Genomic DNA, 23,342 nt, shown 5'->3' on the forward strand with positions numbered 1-23,342 from the left:
CTGGATCATAAAAATCCGCGAATAAACCCCCGCAAACCATGGACCCAGAGGGGCTGAACAAGACAGGGCGCGGGCTACAGACGATGACTTACCAGTCATCACCGTGGCTGGAATATTTACCGATTGAACAGCGCCGGCGGTTTTTTTGTAGCGACCACCCGGCAATGGGATTTGCCCCCCTTCCCCCGGCACCCTAGAATGCGCCGATGCGCGATGATCTCTCCCTTTTGCTGAACTCCCTCAACGATGCCCAACGCCAGGCCGTAGCAGCCCCCGTTGGCCGTCAGTTGGTCCTGGCCGGTGCTGGCTCCGGTAAAACCCGCGTGCTGGTGCACCGTATCGCCTGGTTGATCCAGGTCGAGAACGCGTCCCCGCATTCGATCCTGTCGGTGACCTTCACCAACAAGGCCGCTGCCGAGATGCGCCACCGCATCGAGCAGTTGATGGGCATCAGCCCGGCCGGGATGTGGGTCGGCACCTTCCACGGCCTGGCGCACCGCCTGTTGCGGGCCCACTGGCAGGAGGCGGGCCTGGCCCAGACCTTCCAGATTCTCGACAGCGATGACCAGCAACGCCTGGTCAAGCGGGTAATCCGCGAGTTGGGCCTGGATGAACAACGCTGGCCGGTCCGCCAGGCCCAGTGGTTTATCAACGGCCAGAAAGACGAAGGCCTGCGCCCGCAACATATCCAGGCCAGTGGCGACCTGTTCCTGGCCACCATGCGCAGCATTTATGAAGCCTATGAAGTGGCCTGCCAGCGAGCCGGCGTCATCGACTTCTCCGAACTGCTGCTGCGCGCCCTCGACCTGTGGCGTGACAACCCCGGTTTGCTCGCGCACTACCAGAAGCGCTTCCGGCACATCCTGGTGGACGAGTTCCAGGACACCAACGCCGTGCAGTACGCCTGGTTGCGCCTGCTGGCCAAGGGCGGCGACAGCCTGATGGTGGTGGGCGACGACGACCAGTCGATCTACGGCTGGCGCGGCGCGAAAATCGAGAACATCTACCAGTACTCCGACGACTTCCCCGACGCCGAGACTATTCGCCTGGAGCAGAACTATCGCTCCACCGCCGGGATCCTCAAGGCCGCCAACGCCTTGATCGCCAATAACACCGGGCGCCTGGGCAAGGAGTTGTGGACCGATGGCGGCGAAGGCGAGGCGATCAACCTCTACGCCGCCTTCAACGAGCACGACGAAGCGCGCTATGTGGTCGAAACCATTGAAAGCGCCCTGAAAACCGGGCTGGCCCGCAGCGATATCGCTATTTTGTACCGTTCCAACGCCCAATCGCGGGTGTTGGAAGAAGCCTTGCTGCGCGAGCGCATCCCGTATCGCATCTATGGCGGCCAACGCTTCTTCGAGCGTGCGGAAATCAAGAACGCCATGGCCTACCTGCGTTTGCTGGAAGGCCGCGGCAACGATGCAGCGCTGGAGCGGGTGATCAACGTACCGGCACGGGGCATCGGCGAGAAAACCGTCGAGGCGATCCGCGAGCATGCGCGTCACAGCGATGTGTCGATGTGGGAGGCCATGCGCCTGCTGATCGCCAATAAAGGCCTGACCGGCCGCGCTGCCGGGGCTTTGGGTGGGTTTGTCGAGTTGATCGACAGCCTCGCCGCCAAGTGCCTGGAAATGCCGCTGCACCTGATGACCCAGACCGTGATCGAACAGTCCGGCCTGATTGCTTATCACGAAGCGGAAAAAGGCGAGAAAGGCCAGGCCCGGGTAGAAAACCTTGAGGAACTGGTCAGCGCCGCCCGCGCGTTCGAGAACAGTGAGGAAGATGCCGACCTGTCGCCATTGGCGGCGTTCCTCGGCCATGCCTCCCTGGAAGCGGGCGATACCCAGGCCGACGAGCACGAAGACAGCGTGCAGTTGATGACCCTGCACAGTGCCAAGGGCCTGGAATTCCCCTACGTGTTCCTGGTGGGCATGGAAGAAGGCCTGTTCCCGCACAAGATGAGCCTGGAAGAGCCCGGCCGCCTTGAGGAAGAACGCCGCCTGGCCTACGTGGGTATCACCCGGGCGATGCAGAACCTGGTGATGACCTACGCCGAGACACGGCGCCTGTATGGCAGCGAAACCTACAACAAGGTCTCGCGTTTCGTACGGGAAGTGCCGAAAGGGCTGATTCAGGAAGTGCGCTTGTCCAATAGCGTCAGCCGGCCGTTTGGCGGCGGCCAGCAGCAGAACTCCAGCAGCATGTTTGCCGGTTCGGAAATTCCCGAGACCCCGTTCAGCCTTGGCCAGCAGGTCAGGCATGCGATCTTTGGCGAAGGGGTGATCCTCAACTTCGAAGGCGCCGGGGCCCAGGCCCGAGTGCAGGTGAACTTCGCCGAAGGCAGCAAGTGGTTGATGATGGGTTACGCCAAGCTCGAAGCGGTCTGACTGAGCGTTCCCACGCTCTGCGTGGGAACGACCGGACGCTCTACCTCAGTGTAATGGGTCGCCTTGCCCTTGTTTTTCACACGTACGGGCCAATATCTGTAATTAGTCCTACAGACCATTCCGAATAGGTCTTACGCAAAAGCCCGAAACATTATGCCGCTAGCCACTGCCTCTACACCTGTGCAACATGGCGCGCGTGCAATCCACAAATGGGAATTCCCTTTATGAAACGTTTTCTTAGCATCGCCATGGCGTTGTGCATCGGCCTGACGATGAGCCTCGACGCCAACGCCAAACGCTTCGGTGGCGGTAAAAGCTCCGGCGCAGCGCCGAGCCACCAGACCAGCCAAATGGCCCCAGCCGCTGGCGGCATGGGCGGAGCGGCTGCCACCGCAGGTGCAGCCGGTGCCGCAGGCGCTGCTGCCAAGGCCGGCGGTGCTTCGCGCTGGTTGGGCCCTCTGGCCGGTATCGCTGCCGGTGGCCTGCTCGCTTCCATGTTCATGGGCGGCGGCTTCCAGGGCATGCAGATCTTCGACATCCTGATCATGGCCGTCATCGCCTTTGTGATCTTCCGCTTTATCGCCGCCCGTCGCCGCAAGCAGCAGGAGCACCTGGCTCCAGCCGGCGCGCCGATGCAGCGTGAAGTGTTCGAGCAAAAGCCTGCCATGGGTTCGATCTTCGGCGGCTCGGCGGCACCGGCTGCTGCCGCCCGTCCGGTGATCAATGCGCCAGCCTGGTTCAACGAAGAGCGTTTCGTCGAAGCGGCCCGCAACCACTTCCAGTCCCTGCAGCAACACTGGGACGCCAACGAAATGGACAAGATCGCCGAGTTCGTGACCCCGCAACTGCTGGAGTTCCTCAAGCGCGAACGTGCCGAGTTGGGCGACGCTTTCCAGTCGACCTATATCGACGACCTGCGCGTACAACTGGAAGGTGTGGATGACCGCGCCGACAAGACCATCGCCACCCTGACCTTCAGCGGTGTGTCGAAGACCTCGCGCTTCGACCAGGGCGAAGTGTTCAGCGAAAGCTGGAACATGGAACGTCCACAGGGCGAAAACCAGCCATGGCTGGTAGCCGGTATCCGCCAGAACGGCTGATCCGCAAAGGCCTACAGCCTGCTGTAACGAACACCCCGGTCTTGTGCAGCGCTTTAAGAAGCCTGCACAGCCGGGGTGTTTTTTTGCCTGTGGAAAAGTCGGCGTGCTGCGTATTGCCCAGCCGCAGGGCCTGGCTAGAGGCGGTGCCCAGTCTGACGGGGCAAGTACAAAGATCGTCAGCAATGTCGACTGGCTTTATTCCTACGATAAAAACAGCATCAGCCTAAAGCTGGAAAAGCAGTTTTAACCAATAACCCCGGGGTTTCTATTTCGCGGTTGCACTTATAGCGAGCTACTGTATAAAACGCCCCTATAAACCGCGCCATTTAGCATGAGGATCCCGGCCGTGGAAGAAGTTATCGAACAATTGCGTGAAGCCAACGAACCGGTACCGGTTCCTCTGGAACTGCCCGACGAAGACCAGTTGGTGGAAGTCGAAGAACAGCTGTTTATCAACATCCCGTTTGTGTTCAAGGAATTCCTGCTGACCGTCAGCGATGTGGTGTATGGCAGCCTGGAGCCGGTGACCATCACCGACCCCCAGTCCCACACTTACCTGCCGGAAGTCGCCGCCAATGCCTGGGATATCGGCGTGCCTCGCGAACTGATCCCGATTTGCCAGGATGGCGACGACTACTACTGCGTCGAAGAAGACGGCACGGTGGTCTTGTGGTCCGGCGAAGAAGAACTGGTAACCGAAGAGTCATGGGAATCGGTGTGGCACTGGGCGCGGGACGTGTGGCTGGAAAGCTGAGCCAAAACCAGTGACAAGGGGGCGGTGTGCAAAGCCCCCTCGCCACATACGCTCAATGCTCCGGCGTGTCCTTGTGATTATCCAGGGTTTCCAGCAAGGCCACTTGCATGCGCGTATGGATGCGGATGAACCAGCGCCAGAGCACGGCAGCCACTGCGGCCGTCACCACCGCAATCAATACCAGCAACTTGTTGGTCGGCAAAATACTGGCCGACAAGGCCGCCAATAGCAGGAAGATCACCAGCAGCGAGAGAATCGGGATCAGTTCGGCAATCACCCGCCGTACACGTTGGGTATGGCGCCCAGCCATTTCCGGCTTCACGCTCATTTCCGCCAGCAGCATCGACAGCGCCTTGAGCTTGCGATATGCGGCAATCAGAAACGGCAGCGACAGTAGCAACGCACCACCCCAGATCAATGCCTTCTGCCAGCTCGGATCACTGATCCAGCCTTCCAGATACCCTCCAATGCGCGCGGCGAAGAAGCTGCCGGTAAAGAAGATCGCCACCACCAGCGCCAGGTTTACCCCTACCTGCAAGATGATCTTGCGGATCATCGACGCCAGCATCGCGCCTTCGCCCTGGGGCGAAATGCTGCGCAGCCATTCGCCATACATGCCAAACACCCGGCTCAGACGCTGTGGCATCACAGCCGCGATCTTCAAGGACAATGGGTCGGCGCCACGAATAAGGTATGGCGTGAGCAACGTAGTGATGGCGGAAACGGCCACCGCCACCGGGTAGAGAAAGTCGCTGGTGACCTGCAAGGTCATCCCCAGCGCCGCAATGATGAAAGAAAATTCGCCGATCTGTGACAGGCCCATGCCCACCCGCAACGAGGTGCGGCCGTCATTACCGGCGATAAACGCGCCAAGGCCACAGGACAGCATCTTGCCCAGCACCACGGCCACAGTAATCACCGCAATCGGCCACGCGTATTGCAGCAGGATCTGCGGGTCGATCATCAAGCCAATGGCAACGAAGAAGATGGCACTGAACATGTCGCGAACCGGCTCGATCAGGCGTTCTATTTTCAGCAACTGCCGGGACTCGGCCATGATCGCACCGATCAGGAAAGCGCCCAGCACCATGCTGTACTCCAGCTTGACCACCAGCAGGCAGAAGCCGAAACACAGGCCCAGGACGGTGATCAGCAGCATCTCGTTGCTTTCAAACTTGGCCACGTAGGCCAGCAGGCGTGGCACCAGCAAAATGCCAATCACCAGGGCCACGATCATGAACAGTGAGAGCTTGCCGACCGTGGAAAATACCTCGCCGGAGCTGACCGTGCCGCTGACGGCGATGCTCGATAACAAGGCGATGATGCCGATGCCCAGGATGTCCTCGACGATCAGCACGCCAAAGATCAGTTGGGCAAAGCGCTGGTTTTTCATCTTCAGGTCGTTGAGCGCCTTGACGATGATGGTGGTCGAGGAAATCGCCAGGATCGCACCGAGGAACAGTGAATCCATGGTGTTCCAGTCGAACCATTGGCCAATTTCATAGCCAATCCAGATCATCAGGATGATTTCCAGGAAGGCCGCGATAAACGCCGTGGCGCCGACCTTGAACAGCTTGCGTAGGCTGAACTCCAGGCCCAGGCAGAACATCAGGAAAATCACCCCCAGCTCGGCCAGGGTCTTGATGGTGTCTTCGTCGTGGATCAGGCCGAAAGGCGGGGTGTGCGGGCCGATGATAAAGCCGGCGACGATGTACCCCAGGACGACCGGCTGCTTGAAGCGATGGAACAGGATGGTCACCACCCCTGCCACGAGCATGATCACGGCCAAGTCCTGGATAAAACTGATGGCGTGCATGGCGAGGGGCTCCTTGAGGGTACTGGCACTGTCCCGAATTCCAGGCAGCCGCCACAACGGCGCGCAATATGCGGAAGGAAAAGTCTGCCTTATTCGTAAGAAATGCCCTTGAAATGGGCTTTTCAAGGGTAACACCGCGACTTGCGGCAGAAAGCCGGTGCAATATATGGAAACAGATCGCCCTGGGCGTGACGGCAAGCCCCGTCCCGGCGTCCCGTTAGGGATGGCGCTGTAATGATTCGAGCATCCGCAGAGGTGCCCCCCCCCAACCAATGCCTACAACCGTGAGTGTGCTATGGAACCCGGAAACGCCCAGCTGTCGATGACGGTATTGATGACCCCTGACATGGCCAATTTCTCAGGCAATGTCCACGGCGGTACCCTGCTCAAGTACCTCGACGAAGTGGCCTACGCCTGCGCCAGCCGTTATGCCGGCCGCTATGTCGTCACACTGTCGGTGGACCAGGTGATTTTTCGTGAGCCGATCCATGTGGGCGAACTGGTGACATTTTTGGCTTCGGTCAACTACACCGGCAACACGTCGATGGAAGTGGGGATCAAGGTGGTCACCGAGAACATCCGCGAGCGCTCGGTGCGCCATACCAACAGTTGCTTCTTCACCATGGTTGCCGTCGACGACGCCCGCAAACCGGCCGCCGTGCCAGCGTTGCAGCCACAGAACAGTGAAGACAAGCGCCGGTTTATCCAGGGCAAACAGCGCCGGCAGATTCGCCAGGAGCTGGAGAAGCGCTACCAGGAAATCAAAGCCGACGCGCTGTAAAACACAATCCCCCTGTAGGGGCTGGCTTGCCAGTTCCTACAGGGGGATTTTGGGTGTTACAGACTGATCGGCGTGGCTTCAAAGCGCACGCGCGGATGGGCGATGCGGTCCTGGGCCCGTACCAATTCCAACTCGTAACTGGCGCATGCCTGGGTTTCCAGCAGCACTTCATGCACAGCCGACGCCGTGAACTCGAACGCGGCCAGCAGGCTGTCGCCCAGCAGCACCCGCGCCAGGAACAGGCCCGATGTCAGGTCGCCCACCCCCACCGGCTGGCGCGCAAATGCCAGCAGCGGCCGGCGCAGGTGCCAGCTGCCTTCGGCCGTCACCAGCAGCATTTCGAAACCGTCCGCCAGCTTGCCCGGGTAGTCCAGGTGCTTGACCAGCACCGCTTTGGGCCCACGCGCCAGCAGGGCACGCGCCATACCCAGGCAATCGAACAGCGACTGCGGTTTACGCCCGCAAAAGCTGTCCAGCTCCAGTTGGTTGGGGCACAGAAAGTCGGCCATGGCCACCGCTTCGTCCAGCAAAAAATCACTGACTTCCTGGGGTACGATGCAGCCTTTTTCCGGATGGCCCATCACTGGGTCGCACAGGTACAGGGCCCTGGGGTTGATCGCCTTGATCCGCGCCACACCGCTCAGGATCGCCCGCCCCTGGGCGGCGCTGCCCAGGTAGCCGGACAGCACCGCATCGCAGTTGCCCAGTTCGCCAATCGCCGCAATCCCCTCCACCAGCGCCGGAATTTGCTGCGGCGCCAACACTTCTCCCGCCCAGTGGCCATACTGGGTATGGTTGGAGAACTGCACGGTGTTGAGCGGCCAGACATTCACCCCCACTCGCTGCATGGGAAATACGGCGGCGCTGTTGCCGGCATGGCCGAAGACCACATGGGACTGGATCGCAAGCAGATGAGGTGTGCGTTTCATGCAGGAAACTTCCGTAAAACCGTTGAATTCTGGCCGCGCAGTATGCGACTAAAAGCATCCTGTACGACAGACCGGAGACACAGTTAAGCTGGCCTTACTTTGTTGGAGCAAATCGCATGCTGACCCTGGGAAATATCTTTGTGCTGATGCTAGTGGCGGCGGCTGCCGCCTGGGTGTGGCACAACCACGGCTTGCGCGAGCGTGCGCTGGAGAGGGTCAAACAGCATTGCGCCAAGCTCGACATCGAATTGCTCGACGGCGCCGTGGCCTTGAAACGCATCGGCTTCGTCAAGGACGCCAGCGGCCGCCGGCGTTTGGCGCGGGTCTACAACTTTGAGTTCACCGTGACCGGTGAGGCCCGCCACCCTGGCACCATCACCCAGTTTGGGGCCCACAGTGCGCAGATCGAACTGGCGCCCTACCCGTTTGAAATAAAGACCCCGCCGCCCAGCGCCGAAGTGATTGAACTGAGCCAGTGGCGTCAGGAGCACGGCAAGAGCCGTCACTGACGGCAAGCGGCCAGGGCCTTTTGCAGTTCTGCCACGTCCTTCTCTTCACTGAAGATCAGCTCGATGCGTGAGTCCCGGCGCCATTCGCTGGGCTGCCAAGTGAGCATGGTGTTATCCACAGCGTTGGCCGAAACCCAACCATCTGCGCTGTGGATAACCAATTTGGCACGGCGCCAGTCCAGGCCCTGCAACCATTGCCGCAGCAACGCGGGATCGAACTGCTGGCTCGGGTGCCAGCGCCAACCGATGCTCCAGCCGCCTTCCTGCGCCTGGTGCAGGCAAATCGGCACGCACGGATCGCTCCAGATTGCCGGGATTTGCGTCAACCCCTTGGGCACTTCAACGTTATCCACAGGCGCTCCGGCCTGTGCGCCGAACCCTGGCAGGCGGACCAATGGCAGTTGCGCCTGTCGAGTCCAGTAAACCTCGCAGGCTGGTAATGTGTTTTCGATAACGCTGCGTTGCGCGGCATCCAGCCCTTCTTCCTTGTTCAGCACCAGCAACCCGGCACTGGCCAATGCCTCGCGTTGCGCGTCGGGCAACGGTCTGCCTGCCGCCAGTGCCTGGGCATCCAGGACCAGCACACAAGGCTGGACGGCCAGCACGGTTTGCCAGGGCGCCTGGCGCAACTGCGCCAGCAATTGCGCCGGGTGCCCCAACCCTGAGGGTTCGATAAACAGGCGGTCCGGCTTGGCCTTACGCAGCAGGCGACCTAGCCCTATCTGGAATGGCGCACCATTCACACAGCACAAACAGCCACCGGCCACTTCGCCGATGGCAATACCGTCGTCATCCAGGGTCAGCAGCGCAGCATCCAGGCCAATCTGCCCGAACTCATTGATCAACACCGCCCAACGCTCATTGGCCGGGCGCTGGGTGAACAGGTGCTTGATCAAGCTGGTCTTGCCAGCCCCCAAGGGGCCGGCAATCACATGCGTGGGAATATTCTGCAGCATCGTGGACATTATTCAGGCCGTGTAGAGACGATTGATCCTACCCGGTTATGCCAGCCAATCCAGCGTCAGAATCAGCCGTCGTTCATTGGCGGCCAGCGCCGGCGAACGATGAATCAAGCCGTAGCCTTCATTGCCACGCCACTTTTCGCCTTTGAGCAGGGCGACTTCACCGCAGTGGATTTGTTCGATGCGCTCGGTGGGCTCCGCGTCCGCCTGACTCAACTGACGTCGGTCCATCACCCCTTCGCGCAACCATTGGCTGCCGATACCGGCATAGGTGGTGATCAAGCGCACGGGCACATGATCGACGTGAAAACGCGGGCACATGGCCTTGTCCAACAGCCTTAACCGCACGCCAATACGCTTGGCGCCCAGCAGGCAGGCAAAGGCGCTGACCAGCCATGCCACATCGGCGATAAACCCGTCGTAGCCCTCAAGGTCACGACAACCTGCGGCCAAGCCCTGCAAGTTGGGCTCAGCATCTTCACTGTCCAACTCAACCACCAGCGATTCTGCCAGCGGCTCGTTCAGCGAGACCAGCAACGCACCAAACTCGGCGATATGCAGCGGCAACTGACGCTGCCACAGCGCCAGGTTCACCCCGTTATCGAGGATATCGGCGAGCGCCAACGGGGTTTCACCACGGGTCTGGCGAATCACCGGGCGCAGTTGAATCACAGGGGCCAACATCAGGCGGCTGCCTCCTCATACCAAGGGCCAAAAGGATCGACCAGCAGGCGCCAACCTTCGACGCCCTGGGCCATTTCATCGTCGGTCAGCAGGCACGCGTCCAACTCCGCGCGCAGGCGCACGAAGTCGATGTTCTGCCCGATAAACACCAGTTCCTGGCGGCAATCGCCGGTGCTCAGTTGCCAGTTCTCCATGATCGCCGCGACGCTTTGCTGGTCCTCGGGCCATTGGCTCTTGGGCACAAAGCGCCACCAGCGACCAGCAAAACCATGGCGCATCAAGCCACCGGCCTGGGACCAACTGCCGGCGTCGCGATGTTTGCTGGCCAGCCAGAAAAATCCCTTGGAGCGCAGCAGCCTGCCGTTGACCCACGGGCGGTCGATAAAGTCGAAAAAACGCTGGGGATGGAATGGCCGGCGCGCCCGATAGGCCGTGGAGGCGATGCCGTATTCTTCAGTCTCCGGCACATGTTCGCCACGCAGTTCCTGCAGCCAGCCCGGCGCCTGGGCCGCGCGCTCGAAGTCAAAACGCCCGGTATTGAGGATCTCGGCCAGCGGCACTTCGCCCATGACCATGGGAATGATGCGCGCCTGGGCATTCAGGCGTTCAAGGATGGCCACCAGTTCTTCACGTTCGTGGCTGCTGATCAGGTCGATCTTGCTGATAAGGATGACGTCGGCAAACTCGATCTGCTCGATCAACAGGTCGGTGATGGAACGCTCATCATCTTCACCCAGGGTTTCGCCCCGTGACGCCAGGCTGTCGGCGGCTTGGTAGTCGAGCAGGAAGTTCATGCCGTCGACCACGGTGACCATGGTGTCCAGACGCGCAATGTCGGCCAGGCTCTGACCGTTTTCATCGCGAAAGGTGAAGGTTTCTGCCACGGGCAGCGGTTCGGAAATGCCAGTGGATTCGATCAGCAGGTAGTCGAACCGACCCTCCCTGGCGAGCTTTCCGACCTCAACGAGCAAGTCTTCGCGCAAAGTGCAGCAGATGCAGCCGTTGCTCATTTCCACCAGTTTTTCTTCGGCGCGATTGAGGCTGACGTCGCGCTGCACCGCAGCGCCATCAATGTTGATTTCGCTCATATCGTTGACGATCACCGCCACTCGCAGGTTTTCGCGGTTGCGCAGGACGTAATTGAGCAGCGTGCTTTTACCGGCGCCGAGAAAGCCGGACAGCACGGTTACGGGTAGACGGTCGGTCATCGGGTGTTCCTCATCAGGTTGGCCGGTCAAATCGCCCGTTGATGGCGTTCGCGCAGCTCTTCACGTTCTTTGGCTTCAATACACAGGGTGGCCGTGGGCCGCAGCAACAGACGCTTGAGGCCAATCGGCTCGCCTGTCTCACGGCACCAGCCGTACTCACCACGGGCGAGGTGCTCAAGGGCCTCGTCGATCTTGTCCAGCAGCTTCTTTTCCCGCTCCAGCAGACGCAGTTGCCATTGGCGCTGTTCTTCGGCGCTACCGATATCGGCGGGATCGCTATGGGGTTCCTGCTCGCGCAGCACGATGAACTCGGCTTCGATGCGCGCTTGCAGGTCATAGCGCTGAGCCAACAACAGCTCGCGGAAAAAGGCCTGCTGGGCCTCATTCATATAATCAGCAGGTGGTTGAGCGAGCAGGTCTTGTTCAGTCATCAGGTCGGTTCACGGGTCAGGCTGTATTTTGATGTTATAGTATAACAATGCAAATAAGCTAATCCCCTCTTGCCCGTCACGACGAAGGGCGCAATCCTTGAACGCCTCCAGGCCCCGAGAAACGCGATGAAATCCCTGTTATGCGGTGTGTTGCTGCTGGTAGCGACCCAGGCCGGCGCCCAAGTAGCCAGCCCCCTGGCCACGTGCACCCGCAGCGCCACCCTGCTGGCCTGTGTCGATTCCCAGGGCAATGCCTACAGTGTCGCGACCGCAGGCAACACCACGTATTTGCGCGGATTCGAGGTGATCGGCAAGCGTTACTGGGCGCAGACCAATAGCCGCTACGGCCAATTGACGTTCTTTACCGGTCTGGCCTCAGACGGTGAGGCGTGGGTCGGCTACACACGGCGTGTGGGCTGGACCACGATCAACCGGTTCTCCAGTTCCGGAGGCTCCAGCGCCAAGTTCACCTGCAGCCGTATCAGCGGGTGCTAGAGCGGTCGTAGAAAAATCATCGTCGATCTAATTGTTATACTATAACATGTCAGATTATCTCCAACGATGGACCTGCTCATGAATGCGCTGACTCTGCCCGATATCGCCGCGCAGGCTTCTCGCCAAGCCTTGCCCCTCGACTGGGTGGGTATGTGCGGCATTGCTCTTCCCATCCTGATCGACGGCCAACGTTTGAGTGCCAAGGCCGATGCCGGCGTGAGCCTGGATGACGGCGAGGCGCGGGGCATTCATATGTCGCGCCTGTACCTGGCGTTGGAAATGCTCGAGCAACAAGACCTGCAACCGGCGCTGCTGCGTCAGGTGTTGCAGCGATTTCTCGATAGCCATGAAGGGTTATCGAGCAGCGCCTACCTGCGGATTCACACCGATTTGCTGCTCAAACGCCCGGCGTTGGTCAGCCCGCTATCGGGCTGGAAGACTTACCCGGTGACCATCGAAGCGCGTCTGGAAAAACAGATGTTCCACGTGGAACTAAAAATTGACGTGACCTACTCTTCCACCTGCCCATGCTCTGCGGCCCTCGCCAGGCAGTTGATTCAACAGCAATTTGTCGATCACTTCGGCAACAAGTCGTTGCAACACGAAGATGTACTGGCCTGGCTTGGCAGCGCCAATGGCATCGTCGCCACGCCCCATAGCCAACGCAGCAGTGCGCTGTTGCAGGTCCATCTGCAACCCGACGTCCAAGCCTTACCCCTGACAGCCTTGATCGACCAGGCCGAAGCAGCCCTCGGCACCGCCGTACAAACCGCTGTAAAGCGCGCCGATGAACAGGCGTTCGCCCTGGCCAACGGCCAGAACCTGATGTTTTGCGAAGACGCCGCGCGCCGCTTGAACCTGGCACTGAAACGCTCGGATGCGGTGCAAGCCATCCAACTCAAAGTCATCCACGCCGAAAGCCTGCACGCCCATGACGCCGTGGCCGAAAGCCATTGGACGAGAGGCGCCTCGGGCACCCCATGAAGCTGACGATGCTCGACCTGGAAGCGGCAGCCGTGGGTAGCCGTTTTCCCCTGGCCCCCGTATTGGATGCCCTGCCGTGGAACAGTGACGGCCTGATCGCCGCCATCGCCCAGCAACACGGCAGCGGCGCAGTGTTGATGCTGGCCTGGATGAACCGCCAGGCCCTCGACGAGACCCTCGCCAGCGGCCAGGTCTGCTACTGGTCACGTTCGCGCCAGCAGTTGTGGCGCAAAGGCGAAAGCTCTGGCCACCAGCAGCAGTTGATCGAAGCACGCCTGGATTGCGACGGCGATGCCGTGTTGCTGATCGTCGACCAACAAGGCCCTGCCTGTCACACCGGCCGACCCACCTGTTTTTACAACGCTATCGAAAACGATCAAGTGCACATCATCACCGCGCCTCTCAAGGAACCTACAGCATGATCCGCAAGAACCCTTCCGGCGATCTGCCGGTCATTGCCGAGTCGGCCTACGTCGATAAAACCGCGATCATCTGCGGCAAGGTGATCATCGGCGAGAATGTATTTGTCGGCCCCTATGCGGTGATCCGCGCCGACGAAGTCGATGCCACCGGCGACATGGACCCGATCACCATCGGCGCCAATTCCAATATCCAGGACGGCGTGGTGATCCACTCCAAATCCGGTGCGGCGGTGACTATCGGCGAGTTCAGCTCCATCGCCCATCGCTCGATTGTCCACGGCCCCTGCACTGTCGGCGACCGGGTGTTTATCGGCTTCAACAGTGTGCTGTTCAACTGTGTGGTCGGTGATGGCTGCGTGGTGCGGCATAACTCGGTGGTCGATGGCCGCGACTTGCCCGCCGCGTTCTACGTGCCGTCCACCACGCGCATCGGCCCCAACACCGACCTGTCGCAGTTCCCGCCCGTGAGCGTCAGCGCATCGGAGTTTTCCGAAGACGTGGCGCGTACCAATGTCGACCTGGTGCGCGGCTACAAAGCCCTGCAAAACGAGTTCTAAACATGAGCCGCTTGCTGATCCGCAACGCCCGCCTGGTGAATGAAGGCCAGGAATTCGATGCCGACGTGCTGGTCGCCAACGGCCGTATCGAAAAAATCGCCGGCAGCATCCAGGGGCAAACGGCCGAGATTGAGATTGATGCCCAAGGCCAATGGCTGCTGCCGGGCATGATCGACGACCAAGTGCATTTCCGCGAACCTGGCGCGCCGGACAAAGGCAGTTTTTACAGCGAGTCCCGCGCCGCAGTGGCCGGGGGCATTACCAGTTTCATGGATATGCCCAACACCCAGCCCGCGACCTTGACCCTGGAAGCTCTGGCCGACAAAAAACGCCGCGCCGCACTGCACTCGGTAGCCAATTACGGGTTTCACTTTGGTGTCAGCAACGACAACCTCGACACCGTGGCTGCCCTTGATCCGCGGCAGGTCGCCGGGGTCAAAGTGTTTATGGGCGCCTCCACCGGCAATATGCTGGTGGATGATCCACGCGTCCTGGAGCGTTTATTTGCAGAGGTGCCGACCATTCTCCTCGCCCATTGCGAGCACACGCCGAGCATCCAGGCCAATGAACAACGCTTGCGAAACCGGTTTGGCGAGGCGATCCCCGCCGTCGCCCACCCGCTGATTCGCGACGCCGAAGCCTGCTATCGGTCCTCATCCCTGGCCGTGGAGCTGGCGCGCCGCCACGGCACGCGCTTGCATGTGCTGCACCTGACCAGCGCCCGGGAACTGTCGTTATTTGAAGATAAACCGCTGGCAGAAAAACGCATCACGGCAGAAGTGTGCGTGCACCACTTGCTGTTCGACGACCGCGACTACGCCCGCCTCGGCCACCAGATCAAATGCAACCCGGCGATCAAAACCCGGGCCGACCGCAATGCCCTGCGCCTGGCACTGCTGAGCAATCGCCTGGATGTGATCGGCACCGACCACGCACCTCATACTTGGGAGCAAAAACAGCGGCCATACCGCGAGGCACCAGCGGGGTTACCCCTGGTGCAACATGCGCTACCGGCGTTGATGGAGTTGGTGGCGGACGGCCTGTTGCCCCTGACCACATTGGTAGCGAAAACCAGTCATCGCGTTGCCGACCTGTTCGCCATTCCCGACCGGGGGTACCTGCGCGAGGGCTACTGGGCCGACCTGGTGCTGATCAAACCCGAGCCCGAAGGCAAACCGGTGAGCAGCCAACCGATCCTCGCCCGCTGCGGCTGGACACCCTTTGCCGAGCGCAGCTTTCGCCATAGCGTCAGCACTACTCTGGTGTCAGGCCATGTGGCCTGGCACCAGGGGCAGGTGATCGACAGTTGCCAGGGGCTGCCCCTGCATTTTCTGCGCTAAAACCCAGGAGCCGTTCAGGCCCGGGGTTTGACCGTGCCACAGTCGTTGCCCAGCCACTGTGCATGGGTGTCGAGGCTGCCGTTCTGCTGCACGCCAGTGGCATTGAAAGTACCGTTGACCGTGGTGGTGAACGCCTTCTGGCTCTGGAACGTGGCCACGCCAGTGCCCTGGGCTTTCGGGCAACTGAAGCGGAATTTCCACTGGTTGCCGGTCTTGTCTGTGACCTCTTGCTTGCAACCCGATTGCGGGTCGGTCAGCGGGATGGAATCAGAGGCCACCTGGGCCGGGGTCAGGCAGACCTGCACGCCCTTGCCAGCCATGGTGATGCCTTGTTTTTCCAGCATTGCGCGTTGTTCCGGGGTCATCTGTTGCTTCAGTTGACCGAGGATCAACGACAAGTCCGGCAGATTCTGGTTATCGACTTTCATATTGCTGGTGGTCAATTCCCACAAGCCCGGCGCCAACATCTGCGCCTGCGCTGCCACCGGCAGCGTCAAACCAACAACCATGGCCAAACCAAGCAGACGAGCATTCATCGGGTAACTCCTGGGTAATTGTCGGCGTTAGACGTCGTAAAGTGGTCGGCGTTGCATGCTCAATAAAATAGCGACAATCGCCGCCGAACATGGTCTGTTACGCATTGGATTGTCAGGAGTACCGTTGCCCATGGATTTCTTCGGCCCGCACTTGCTTGGCTACTTCATCGCAACCCTGCATTTTCTCGGCTCGCTGGCTGCCCTGCACGCGGTGCTCACCGTGCGTACCGCCCAAGGCTCAATCGCCTGGGCACTGTCGCTGATGTTCATGCCGTACCTGACGCTGATCCCCTACCTGATCTTTGGCCGCAGCAGCTTCGATGCCTATATCCAGGCGCGGCGCCAGGCCAACCAGGAAATGCACAAGGCAATCACTGAGTTGAATTGGCGCCCTTGGGTCGAAGAAGCCCTGGCTGCACGTAACTCCCAGGCCTACGCCTCCCTGCGCGCCATGCCCAAGCTGGGACGCATGCCGTGCCTGGCGAACAACCAGGTGCGTTTGCTGGTCAATGGCGACGCCACCTTCAGCGCCATCTTCGACGCCATCCGCGCCGCCAAGACTGCCGTGTTGGTGCAGTTCTTCATCATTCATGACGATGAACTGGGGCGCCAATTGCATGCACTGCTCAGGGCCAAGGCCGCCGAAGGTGTAGCCATCTACGTGCTGTATGACCGCATCGGCAGCCACTCCCTGCCCCACCGCTATGTGCAATCGCTGCGCGATGCCGGGGTGCAGATCAAGGCGTTTGCCACCCGCAGCGGCTGGCTCAATCGCTTTCAGGTGAATTTCCGTAACCACCGCAAGATTGTCGTGGTCGATGGCCTGACCGGTTTTGTCGGCGGGCATAACGTCGGCGACGAATACATGGGCAAGAAGCCGCCGCTCGCCCCCTGGCGCGACACCCATGTGCAAGTCAGCGGCCCCGTGGTGGCGTGCCTGCAAGAATCGTTTGCCGAAGACTGGTTCTGGGCCGCGCGCGAACTGCCGCCGCTGATCCTGCCCGATACCTATGCCGATGACGGCGTGCTCTGCCAATTACTGGCCAGCGGTCCGGCGGACCCGTATGAAACCTGTTCGCTGTTTTTCGTCGAAGCCATTCATGCGGCGACTGAGCGTGTGTGGATCACCAGCCCGTATTTCATCCCCGATGAAGCGGTATTTGCCGCGCTGCGCCTGGCGGTGTTGCGTGGCGTGGACGTGCGCTTACTGCTGCCGTCACGCCCCGACCATCGCATTGTGTACGCCGCCTCCAGCCTGTACGCGATTGAAGCGGTGCGCGCCGGGGTCCGGGTGTTCCGCTACAAACCGGGTTTTTTGCATCAGAAAGTGGTGCTGGTAGACCGCGAAATCAGCGCCATCGGCAGTGCGAACCTGGACAACCGCTCGTTCCGCCTCAACTTCGAAGTGATGCTGCTGACCGTCGACGAAGCCTTCGCCAGCGAGGTGGAACACATGCTGTTGGATGACTTCGCCCAGGCCCACGAAACCAGCCAGGAAGAAAGCCAGCAGACCCGCCGCCTGCAGCAACTGGGCATGCGCGTGGCGCGGCTGATTTCCCCTATCTTATAAATTGCGCCGGACAGAATGTGGGAGCTGGCTTGCCAGCTCCCACACTCAGCCATCGGTTGGCTCAGCGGTAGAGATCTTCCCGCGTCCACGGCAACTCATGGCTGCCATCGGCAAGGGGCTTGACCGCCAGGATCTGGTGCAGGTTGATCCACCCACGCGCAAACGCATAGGCGCAACCCGCCAGGTACAGGCGCCAGATGCGCAGTACCTGGGCCGGGACCATTTTTGCCGCCGCCTCCAGGTTGTCTTCCAGGCGTTCGCTCCAGTGGTCGAGGGTGCGTGCGTAATGAAGGCGCAGGCTTTCCACGTCGACCACTTCCAGGCCGACTTCGCTGATTTCGGCGCTGATCATCACCAAGTGCGGCAGCTCACCATTGGGGAACACGTAACGCTCGATAAACTCGCCGGCACCGCGCCCCACCGGGCGGCCATCGGTATGTTTGGCGGTGATGCCGTGGTTGAGCACCAGCCCCCCTTCACGCACGGCGCCGAACAGGGTCTGGCAGTACTGCGCCAGGTTGGCGTGGCCGACGTGCTCGAACATGCCGACGCTGACGACTTTGTCGAACCGCCCGTCCTGGGGCAGGTCGCGGTAGTCGAGCAATTTCAACTCAACCAGGTCTTCCAGGCCCTCAGCGATTACCCGCTCCTTGGCCAGTGCCAATTGTTCCTTGCTCAGGGTGATGCCGAACACCTTGACCCCGAACTCGCGGGCCGCATAACGCGCCAACCCGCCCCAGCCACAACCGACATCCAGCAGGTACTCCCCAGGCTGCAGGCGCAGCTTGCGGCACAGGTGGCGGAATTTGTCTTGTTGGGCTTGGTCGAGGGATTCGCTGCCGGTCTCGAAGTAACCGCAGGAATAGGCCATGTCGCGGTCCAGCCAGAGCTGGTAGAACTCGTTCGACAGGTCATAGTGGTAGGAAATCGCGGCCGCATCCGTAGCCTTGTCGTGAATCGAACGCACCGGGCCGGCGTGCTCGTCCTCCTCGAGCAGGGCGTGGCTCAATTCGTCACACACCCGGATCACATCGCTGATCGAGCCTTCCAGCTCCAGTTTGCCTTCAACGAAAGCAGCGCCCAGGGAATCGAGCGTGGGGTGGGTCAGTTGCGTCACCATCACCGGGTCCTTGACCACGATGGTAACGCTGGGCTCCGGGCCCAGGTTGAATTCATGGCCATCCCAGAGTCGCAGACGCAGCGGTAGCTGAAGATTCTGTAAGGCCGGTGGAAGTTGCGCGAGCATGAGTAGTCCCCCCTTGTTTCAGACGTCCGAAATGAGGGTAGACCATCCACAAAAATTAGCAGGCTATCGGTTCGATAACGCCCTTTTATGGTGCCCGACGTTGCAGCAAACCGTCCTCAACCCACTGTTTCAACCACGTGACAGCTTGCAGCGGCGCGCCCTCTTGATAAGTGACTGCCAATTCGGCGCACAGTTCTGAAAAACTCCACCCGCTGTCGGCCATCCCGGCCAGGGCGTACGCCTCGGCAGGCTCCAGGCTCCGGTAACGGCACACCTGTTGGTGACGCCAGATCAGGCACACCTCGGCCAGCGGCAACGCCTGGCTACCGGGAAACCCAGCCTGCGCCTTGACCGCACGCCAGATCTGCAGGCTGTTGAAGCGACACAGCACTTGCTGCACCGCCGGCGTCCACTCAACCTGCAATAACGGCCAGGCCTCGGGCGCCAGCCGGGCCATGTCTTCAAGAGTCAGGGGTTGGCCCGCAGGCGCATCAAACGCCAGGGTAAAGGCCCATTCCAGGCGCGCCAGCTCCACCAGGGGGGCGGCTTGTTCGGCGACCAGATGCTCGTCGATAAAGTCTGCAAACCGTTGCCCCAGCCAGCGCAGGCTGAAATGCGTGGATGGATAGCACTGCACATAGGCCACCACCAGCCCGGCAAACTCGTCGTCCCCCAGCCAATGCCACACCGCCGGGAAATCCCCCTGCATCACTTCCAGCAAACGGGCCCGATAGGCGTTGTGGTAGATCGCCAGGCCGGTGTCGACATCCAGTGTCGGGCCACCGATCAAGGTGCCGGCAAAGCCAGTGTCGTCGGCGTCTGCCAATAAATGCCGTTCAAACGCCAGTTGCCAGTCGGTCAGGCGCATAGCGACCTCCGGGCCAAGGCATCCGCCCCCAACTCACGGGCCTTGCCCAACTCGTCGAGCAGCTCGGCAAACGGCGGGAAATGGTCATCGCGCTCCAGCAACGTCGCCACTGGCCCCAGGTGTTCCAGTGTCTGTTGAAACAGCTGCCACACCGGATCACACACCGGATGGTCATGGGTATCGACCACGTAGTCGCCGTAGTCCATATGCCCGGCCAAATGCAGTTGGCGGATGCTCTGCGGCGGCAGGTTGCGGATAAAGGTCCAGGCGTCGAAGCCATGGTTGCGCGAACTGACATACACGTTGTTGACGTCCAACAGCAGCTCGCAACCGCTGAGGTGGCTCAAGGCGCTGAGAAATTCCCACTCGGTGAATTCATCGGCCTTGGATCGCACATAGCTGGAGACATTTTCCAATACCAGCGGCCGCTCCAGCACCGCCTGTACCTGCCGCACACGGGTGGCGACGTGGTAGAGACTTTCTTCGGTGTAGGGCAGCGGCAACAAGTCATGCAGTTGATGGGCGTTGCCCCGGCTCCAGCACAGGTGATCGGAGACCCATGCCGGCTTGACCCGGTCGGCCAATTGCTTGAGTTGCTTGAGGTAGTCCCTATCGAGGGCATGGGGGCCGCCAATGGACAGGGACACCCCATGCATCACCAGCGGATAACGCTCGGCGATGGCGTCCAGGTAGTACAGGGCCTTGCCGCCCTGGACCAGATAATTCTCGGAGACGATTTCGAACCAGTCCACCTCCGGCGACTGCTCGATGATGTGTTGATAGTAATGACTGCGTAGCCCCAGGCCGTAGCCCAGGCAAGGAACCGATACCGACATGACGAACTCCTGGAAAGTGTCCGCAGCGACGTGCACACCGCTGCGGGATCACGTATTCGCGGTTACTCGCCGACTTTGCCGCCAGCCGCATCGCAAGCGGCCTTGGTCATTGCCTTGAAGCCATGGCCCTTGCAGACAGCCTGGCCTTTGCAGGCGTTTTCAGCGGTCTTGCAGTCGTTCATGCCTTTGCAGGAGGTCACGCCGTAGCAATGCACGTTCGCCTCATCGGCGGCCTGCGCCTGGGTCGCGACACCGGCAAACATCGTGGCGGCAGCAATGGCCAGGGCAGCACCGGAAACAGCGTTCTTGAAGTTCATTGTGGTATTCCTCATGGGTCTGTAGGGGGTCGGCTGAACGGTTTGTCCAGTCCCGACACAGCACTAGAGTGAGGTGCCGCAGGGGCGTTACAGCGCCGTGAAAATTTTCCTGGTTTCCTGAACCGTTGTAGGAGCCATCACTAGTGCGCACCGCGATTTATCGTCACACTCACAGCAGATTTTTCGTGGGATCACGGACAAGGAAGCGTCACCCTCATGATTTCGATCTATCAGCTCAAACCGCGTTTTCAAAACCTGCTGCGGCCCCTGGTGCAGCGCCTGTATGACAACGGCACCACCGCCAACCAGATCACCGTGCTGGCCGGGATCGTGTCGTTGCTCGTCGGCCTGCTGATCGCGGGGTTCGCCCAGCACGCCTGGGTGTTCGTACTGATCCCGCTGTGGATGATCCTGCGCATGGCCCTCAATGCCATCGACGGCATGCTCGCCCGGGAATTCGGCCAGCAATCACGCCTGGGCGCCTACCTCAATGAACTGTGCGACGTGATCGCCGACAGCGCGCTGATCCTGCCATTTGCCCTGCTCCCCGGGGTCAGCCTGGCGCCGGTGTTGCTGGTGACGCTGCTGGCGGTGTTCAGCGAATACGCCGGCGTACTCGGGCCGATGGTCGGTGCCTCGCGCCGCTACGACGGGCCCATGGGCAAGAGTGATCGGGCGTTTGTCCTTGGCGTACTCGCCACCGGCGTGGCCCTGGGCTGGCTCGGCGCCGGCTGGGTCGACGGGGTGATGTGGCTGGTGGCGGCATTGCTCGCCTACACCCTGGTCAACCGTGTGCGCCAGGGCCTCAAAGAACAATCCGACATCTCTCCGACGGCATAAGGATCTTGCGATGCGCGAACAGCAACAGCACACCTTCAGTACCCATGACGGCGTAGAGCTTTTCTATCGGCATTGGCCCGCGACCAGTGCCACCGGGCCTGAGCCACGCCAGGCGATCCTGCTGTTCCATCGTGGCCACGAGCATTCCGGGCGCATTGCGCACCTGGTGGACGAGTTGGACCTGCCACAGTTCGATTTCTTCGCCTGGGACGCCCGTGGCCATGGCCAGTCCCCCGGCGAGCGTGGCGACAGCCCGAGCTTTGCCACCAGCGCGCGGGACGTGCAGACCTTCTGCGACCATATCGGCGCCACCTATGGCATCGCGCCAGAAAACCTTGCAGTGATCGCCCAGAGCGTAGGCGCAGTGATTGCCGCCACCTGGGTCCACGACTACGCCCCGAATATCAGGGCCCTGGTGCTCGCCTCCCCGGCGTTCAAGGTCAAGCTCTACGTGCCCTTCGCTCGCCCGGGCCTGGCGCTGATGCGGCGCTTTCGCGGCAATTTTTTCGTCAACAGCTACGTCAAGGCCAAGTTCCTCAGCCATGACCCCGAGCGTGTCGCGTCCTATGACACAGACCCACTGATCACCAAGGCGATCTCGGTAAATGTGCTGTTGGGCCTGTACGAAGCGGCCGACCGCGTGGTCGCCGATGCCCAGGCGATCCAGGTGCCGACCCAACTGCTGATCTCCGGCTCGGACTTTGTGGTGCACCGCAAACCCCAGCAACAGTTCTTCGAGCGGCTTGGCAGCCTGAAAAAGGAACTGCACATCCTGCCCGGCTTTTTCCACGACACCCTCGGCGAACGTGACCGCGCCGTGGCACTGGCCAGCGCCAGGCGTTTTATCCTGCAAAACTTCGCGCACCCGCTGGACCGCGCCAGCCTGCTGGACGCCGACAAGATCGGCGCGACCTGCGCCGAATCCGAATCCCTCGCCGCGCCGCTGCCGCACAACTCCCTGCGCGACCTGTACTGGCGCATGACCCGCGCCAGCATGGGCCTGGGCCGCAAGCTGTCCGAGGGCGTGAAGCTGGGCTTCGACACCGGCTTCGACTCGGGCAGTACCCTGGACTACGTGTACCGCAATACCCCCACCGGCAAGGGCGCGCTGGGGCGGATGATTGATACCAACTACCTGAACTCCATCGGCTGGCGCGGGATTCGCCAGCGCAAACTGCATGTTGAAGAGTTGTTGCGCCTGGCCATGGCCAAGCTGCGCGACGACGGGCGCGAAGTGCGTATCGTCGACATTGCCGCAGGGCATGGTCGGTACATTCTGGAAGCCTTGCAGGGCGTTTCGCCGCTGCCTGAGTCAATCCTGTTGCGCGACTACAGCGATATCAACGTGCGCGACGGTGGCGCGCTGATCCGCGAGAAAGGCCTGGGGGAGATTGCGCAGTTCGTCAAAGGCGATGCCTTTGACCGGGCCGACCTCGCCGCACTGGCGCCCACGCCGACACTGGCAGTGGTGTCCGGGCTGTACGAACTGTTTGCCGATAACGCCATGGTCGGTGGTTCCCTGGCAGGGCTGGCCGAAGCCGTGGAGCCCGGCGGATACCTGGTGTACACCGGCCAACCGTGGCACCCGCAACTGGAACTGATCGCCCGCGCCCTGACCAGCCATCGCCAGGGCCAGGCCTGGGTGATGCGCCGTCGCAGCCAGGCGGAAATGGATCAACTGGTGGAAGCCGCGGGCTTTCGCAAGATCACCCAGCGTGTGGATGAGTGGGGCATCTTCAGCGTGTCGCTGGCGCAGAAGATCTGACC

At 61.0% G+C, this 23,342-nt stretch carries 25 protein-coding genes; 14 read left to right on the forward strand and 11 right to left on the reverse strand.

Going from position 1 to position 23,342, the window contains the following annotated elements; all coding sequences use genetic code 11:
* Window positions 1–206: 206 nt before the first annotated feature.
* The 4 genes from uvrD to HU773_RS00710 all read left to right on the forward strand — a co-directional run bounded on the left by uvrD (window position 207) and on the right by HU773_RS00710 (window position 4,244).
* Entirely contained in the window at window positions 207–2,390 is a 2,184-nt protein-coding gene (uvrD, locus tag HU773_RS00695; protein ID WP_057961208.1) for a DNA helicase II, read from the forward strand.
* A gap of 224 nt (window positions 2,391–2,614) precedes the next feature.
* Window positions 2,615–3,490, forward strand: a complete 876-nt coding sequence (locus tag HU773_RS00700) for a Tim44 domain-containing protein (protein WP_029290048.1) — start codon at window positions 2,615–2,617, stop codon at window positions 3,488–3,490.
* 103 nt (window positions 3,491–3,593) lie between these two features.
* The gene (locus HU773_RS00705; RefSeq protein ID WP_164844818.1) at window positions 3,594–3,737 is read left to right on the forward strand and encodes a hypothetical protein; all 144 of its coding nucleotides are present in this window, start codon (window positions 3,594–3,596) and stop codon (window positions 3,735–3,737) included.
* A 99-nt stretch (window positions 3,738–3,836) separates the two neighbouring features.
* Window positions 3,837–4,244 carry an SMI1/KNR4 family protein gene (locus tag HU773_RS00710; RefSeq protein WP_029290059.1) on the forward strand — a complete coding sequence of 136 codons (408 nt, stop codon included), beginning with the start codon at window positions 3,837–3,839 and terminating at the stop codon, window positions 4,242–4,244.
* Between the two features lie 52 nt (window positions 4,245–4,296).
* On the opposite strand, the gene HU773_RS00715 is transcribed toward HU773_RS00710, so the two are convergent.
* Window positions 4,297–6,060 (reverse strand): cation:proton antiporter, encoded by a 1,764-nt coding sequence (locus tag HU773_RS00715; protein ID WP_057961209.1) that lies wholly within the window; start codon window positions 6,058–6,060, stop codon window positions 4,297–4,299.
* A 295-nt stretch (window positions 6,061–6,355) separates the two neighbouring features.
* Here HU773_RS00715 and HU773_RS00720 point away from each other — a divergent pair, with 295 nt between their 5' ends.
* A complete protein-coding gene (locus HU773_RS00720) occupies window positions 6,356–6,841 on the forward strand; it encodes an acyl-CoA thioesterase (RefSeq protein WP_057961210.1) in 486 nt (161 codons plus the stop codon).
* Window positions 6,842–6,897: 56 nt separating this feature from the next.
* On the opposite strand, the gene pdxY is transcribed toward HU773_RS00720, so the two are convergent.
* On the reverse strand, window positions 6,898–7,770 hold the full coding sequence (gene pdxY / locus HU773_RS00725) for a pyridoxal kinase PdxY (protein WP_057440574.1): 873 nt from the start codon (window positions 7,768–7,770) through the stop codon (window positions 6,898–6,900).
* Between the two features lie 116 nt (window positions 7,771–7,886).
* On the opposite strand from pdxY, the gene HU773_RS00730 reads away from it, so the two are divergent.
* Complete coding sequence (locus tag HU773_RS00730) at window positions 7,887–8,279, forward strand: DUF3301 domain-containing protein (RefSeq protein ID WP_057440575.1); 393 nt, start codon at window positions 7,887–7,889, stop codon at window positions 8,277–8,279.
* On the opposite strand, the gene HU773_RS00735 is transcribed toward HU773_RS00730, so the two are convergent.
* Genes HU773_RS00735 through dksA form a run of 4 tightly spaced genes read right to left on the reverse strand, consistent with a single transcriptional unit; the run spans window position 8,273 to window position 11,564 of the window.
* Complete coding sequence (locus HU773_RS00735) at window positions 8,273–9,235, reverse strand: CobW family GTP-binding protein (protein WP_186625705.1); 963 nt, start codon at window positions 9,233–9,235, stop codon at window positions 8,273–8,275. The genes HU773_RS00730 and HU773_RS00735 overlap by 7 nt on opposite strands.
* Window positions 9,236–9,280: 45 nt before the next feature.
* On the reverse strand, window positions 9,281–9,925 hold the full coding sequence (locus HU773_RS00740) for a DUF1826 domain-containing protein (RefSeq protein WP_057440577.1): 645 nt from the start codon (window positions 9,923–9,925) through the stop codon (window positions 9,281–9,283).
* Window positions 9,925–11,133 carry a zinc metallochaperone GTPase ZigA gene (zigA, locus tag HU773_RS00745; protein ID WP_186625693.1) on the reverse strand — a complete coding sequence of 403 codons (1,209 nt, stop codon included), beginning with the start codon at window positions 11,131–11,133 and terminating at the stop codon, window positions 9,925–9,927. The genes HU773_RS00740 and zigA overlap by 1 nt, the downstream gene beginning before the upstream one ends.
* Window positions 11,134–11,159: 26 nt before the next feature.
* Window positions 11,160–11,564: an RNA polymerase-binding protein DksA gene (dksA, locus tag HU773_RS00750; protein ID WP_186625698.1), complete on the reverse strand. Its 405-nt coding sequence runs from the start codon at window positions 11,562–11,564 to the stop codon at window positions 11,160–11,162.
* A gap of 126 nt (window positions 11,565–11,690) precedes the next feature.
* Here dksA and HU773_RS00755 point away from each other — a divergent pair, with 126 nt between their 5' ends.
* The 5 genes from HU773_RS00755 (at window position 11,691) to HU773_RS00775 (ending at window position 15,362) form a co-directional block, all read left to right on the forward strand.
* Window positions 11,691–12,059 (forward strand): glutamine synthetase, encoded by a 369-nt coding sequence (locus tag HU773_RS00755; protein ID WP_186625699.1) that lies wholly within the window; start codon window positions 11,691–11,693, stop codon window positions 12,057–12,059.
* Between the two features lie 78 nt (window positions 12,060–12,137).
* Window positions 12,138–13,043, forward strand: a complete 906-nt coding sequence (folE2, locus tag HU773_RS00760; RefSeq protein ID WP_057440581.1) for a GTP cyclohydrolase FolE2 — start codon at window positions 12,138–12,140, stop codon at window positions 13,041–13,043.
* On the forward strand, window positions 13,040–13,465 hold the full coding sequence (gene hisI / locus HU773_RS00765; protein ID WP_057961216.1) for a phosphoribosyl-AMP cyclohydrolase: 426 nt from the start codon (window positions 13,040–13,042) through the stop codon (window positions 13,463–13,465). The genes folE2 and hisI overlap by 4 nt, the downstream gene beginning before the upstream one ends.
* Complete coding sequence (locus HU773_RS00770) at window positions 13,462–14,022, forward strand: gamma carbonic anhydrase family protein (RefSeq protein WP_115129320.1); 561 nt, start codon at window positions 13,462–13,464, stop codon at window positions 14,020–14,022. Before hisI ends, HU773_RS00770 begins: the two co-directional genes overlap by 4 nt.
* A 2-nt stretch (window positions 14,023–14,024) precedes the next feature.
* Window positions 14,025–15,362, forward strand: coding sequence for a dihydroorotase (locus tag HU773_RS00775; RefSeq protein WP_057961217.1), 1,338 nt, complete (start codon window positions 14,025–14,027; stop codon window positions 15,360–15,362).
* A gap of 14 nt (window positions 15,363–15,376) precedes the next feature.
* Here HU773_RS00775 and HU773_RS00780 read toward each other — a convergent pair whose 3' ends face one another.
* Window positions 15,377–15,898 (reverse strand): DUF3617 domain-containing protein, encoded by a 522-nt coding sequence (locus tag HU773_RS00780; RefSeq protein WP_057961218.1) that lies wholly within the window; start codon window positions 15,896–15,898, stop codon window positions 15,377–15,379.
* Between the two features lie 130 nt (window positions 15,899–16,028).
* Here HU773_RS00780 and cls point away from each other — a divergent pair, with 130 nt between their 5' ends.
* Window positions 16,029–17,468, forward strand: a complete 1,440-nt coding sequence (gene cls, locus HU773_RS00785) for a cardiolipin synthase (RefSeq protein ID WP_057961219.1) — start codon at window positions 16,029–16,031, stop codon at window positions 17,466–17,468.
* 61 nt (window positions 17,469–17,529) lie between these two features.
* On the opposite strand, the gene cfaB is transcribed toward cls, so the two are convergent.
* The 4 genes from cfaB to bufA2 all read right to left on the reverse strand — a co-directional run bounded on the left by cfaB (window position 17,530) and on the right by bufA2 (window position 20,735).
* A complete protein-coding gene (cfaB, locus tag HU773_RS00790) occupies window positions 17,530–18,714 on the reverse strand; it encodes a C17 cyclopropane fatty acid synthase CfaB (protein WP_057961220.1) in 1,185 nt (394 codons plus the stop codon).
* Between the two features lie 85 nt (window positions 18,715–18,799).
* A complete protein-coding gene (locus HU773_RS00795; protein ID WP_057961221.1) occupies window positions 18,800–19,582 on the reverse strand; it encodes an HvfC/BufC N-terminal domain-containing protein in 783 nt (260 codons plus the stop codon).
* Window positions 19,573–20,418: an MNIO family bufferin maturase gene (gene bufB, locus HU773_RS00800; RefSeq protein WP_057961222.1), complete on the reverse strand. Its 846-nt coding sequence runs from the start codon at window positions 20,416–20,418 to the stop codon at window positions 19,573–19,575. Before bufB ends, HU773_RS00795 begins: the two co-directional genes overlap by 10 nt.
* A 62-nt stretch (window positions 20,419–20,480) precedes the next feature.
* The gene (gene bufA2, locus HU773_RS00805) at window positions 20,481–20,735 is read right to left on the reverse strand and encodes a BufA2 family periplasmic bufferin-type metallophore (protein WP_057440587.1); all 255 of its coding nucleotides are present in this window, start codon (window positions 20,733–20,735) and stop codon (window positions 20,481–20,483) included.
* Between the two features lie 216 nt (window positions 20,736–20,951).
* Between bufA2 and HU773_RS00810 the strand changes: the two genes are divergently transcribed.
* Complete coding sequence (locus HU773_RS00810) at window positions 20,952–21,575, forward strand: CDP-alcohol phosphatidyltransferase family protein (RefSeq protein ID WP_057961223.1); 624 nt, start codon at window positions 20,952–20,954, stop codon at window positions 21,573–21,575.
* Window positions 21,576–21,585: 10 nt separating this feature from the next.
* Entirely contained in the window at window positions 21,586–23,340 is a 1,755-nt protein-coding gene (locus HU773_RS00815; protein ID WP_057440589.1) for a bifunctional alpha/beta hydrolase/class I SAM-dependent methyltransferase, read from the forward strand.
* Window positions 23,341–23,342 lie beyond the last annotated feature (2 nt).

Source organism: Pseudomonas shahriarae, assembly GCF_014268455.2.
Taxonomy (GTDB): Bacteria; Pseudomonadota; Gammaproteobacteria; order Pseudomonadales; family Pseudomonadaceae; genus Aquipseudomonas; species Aquipseudomonas shahriarae.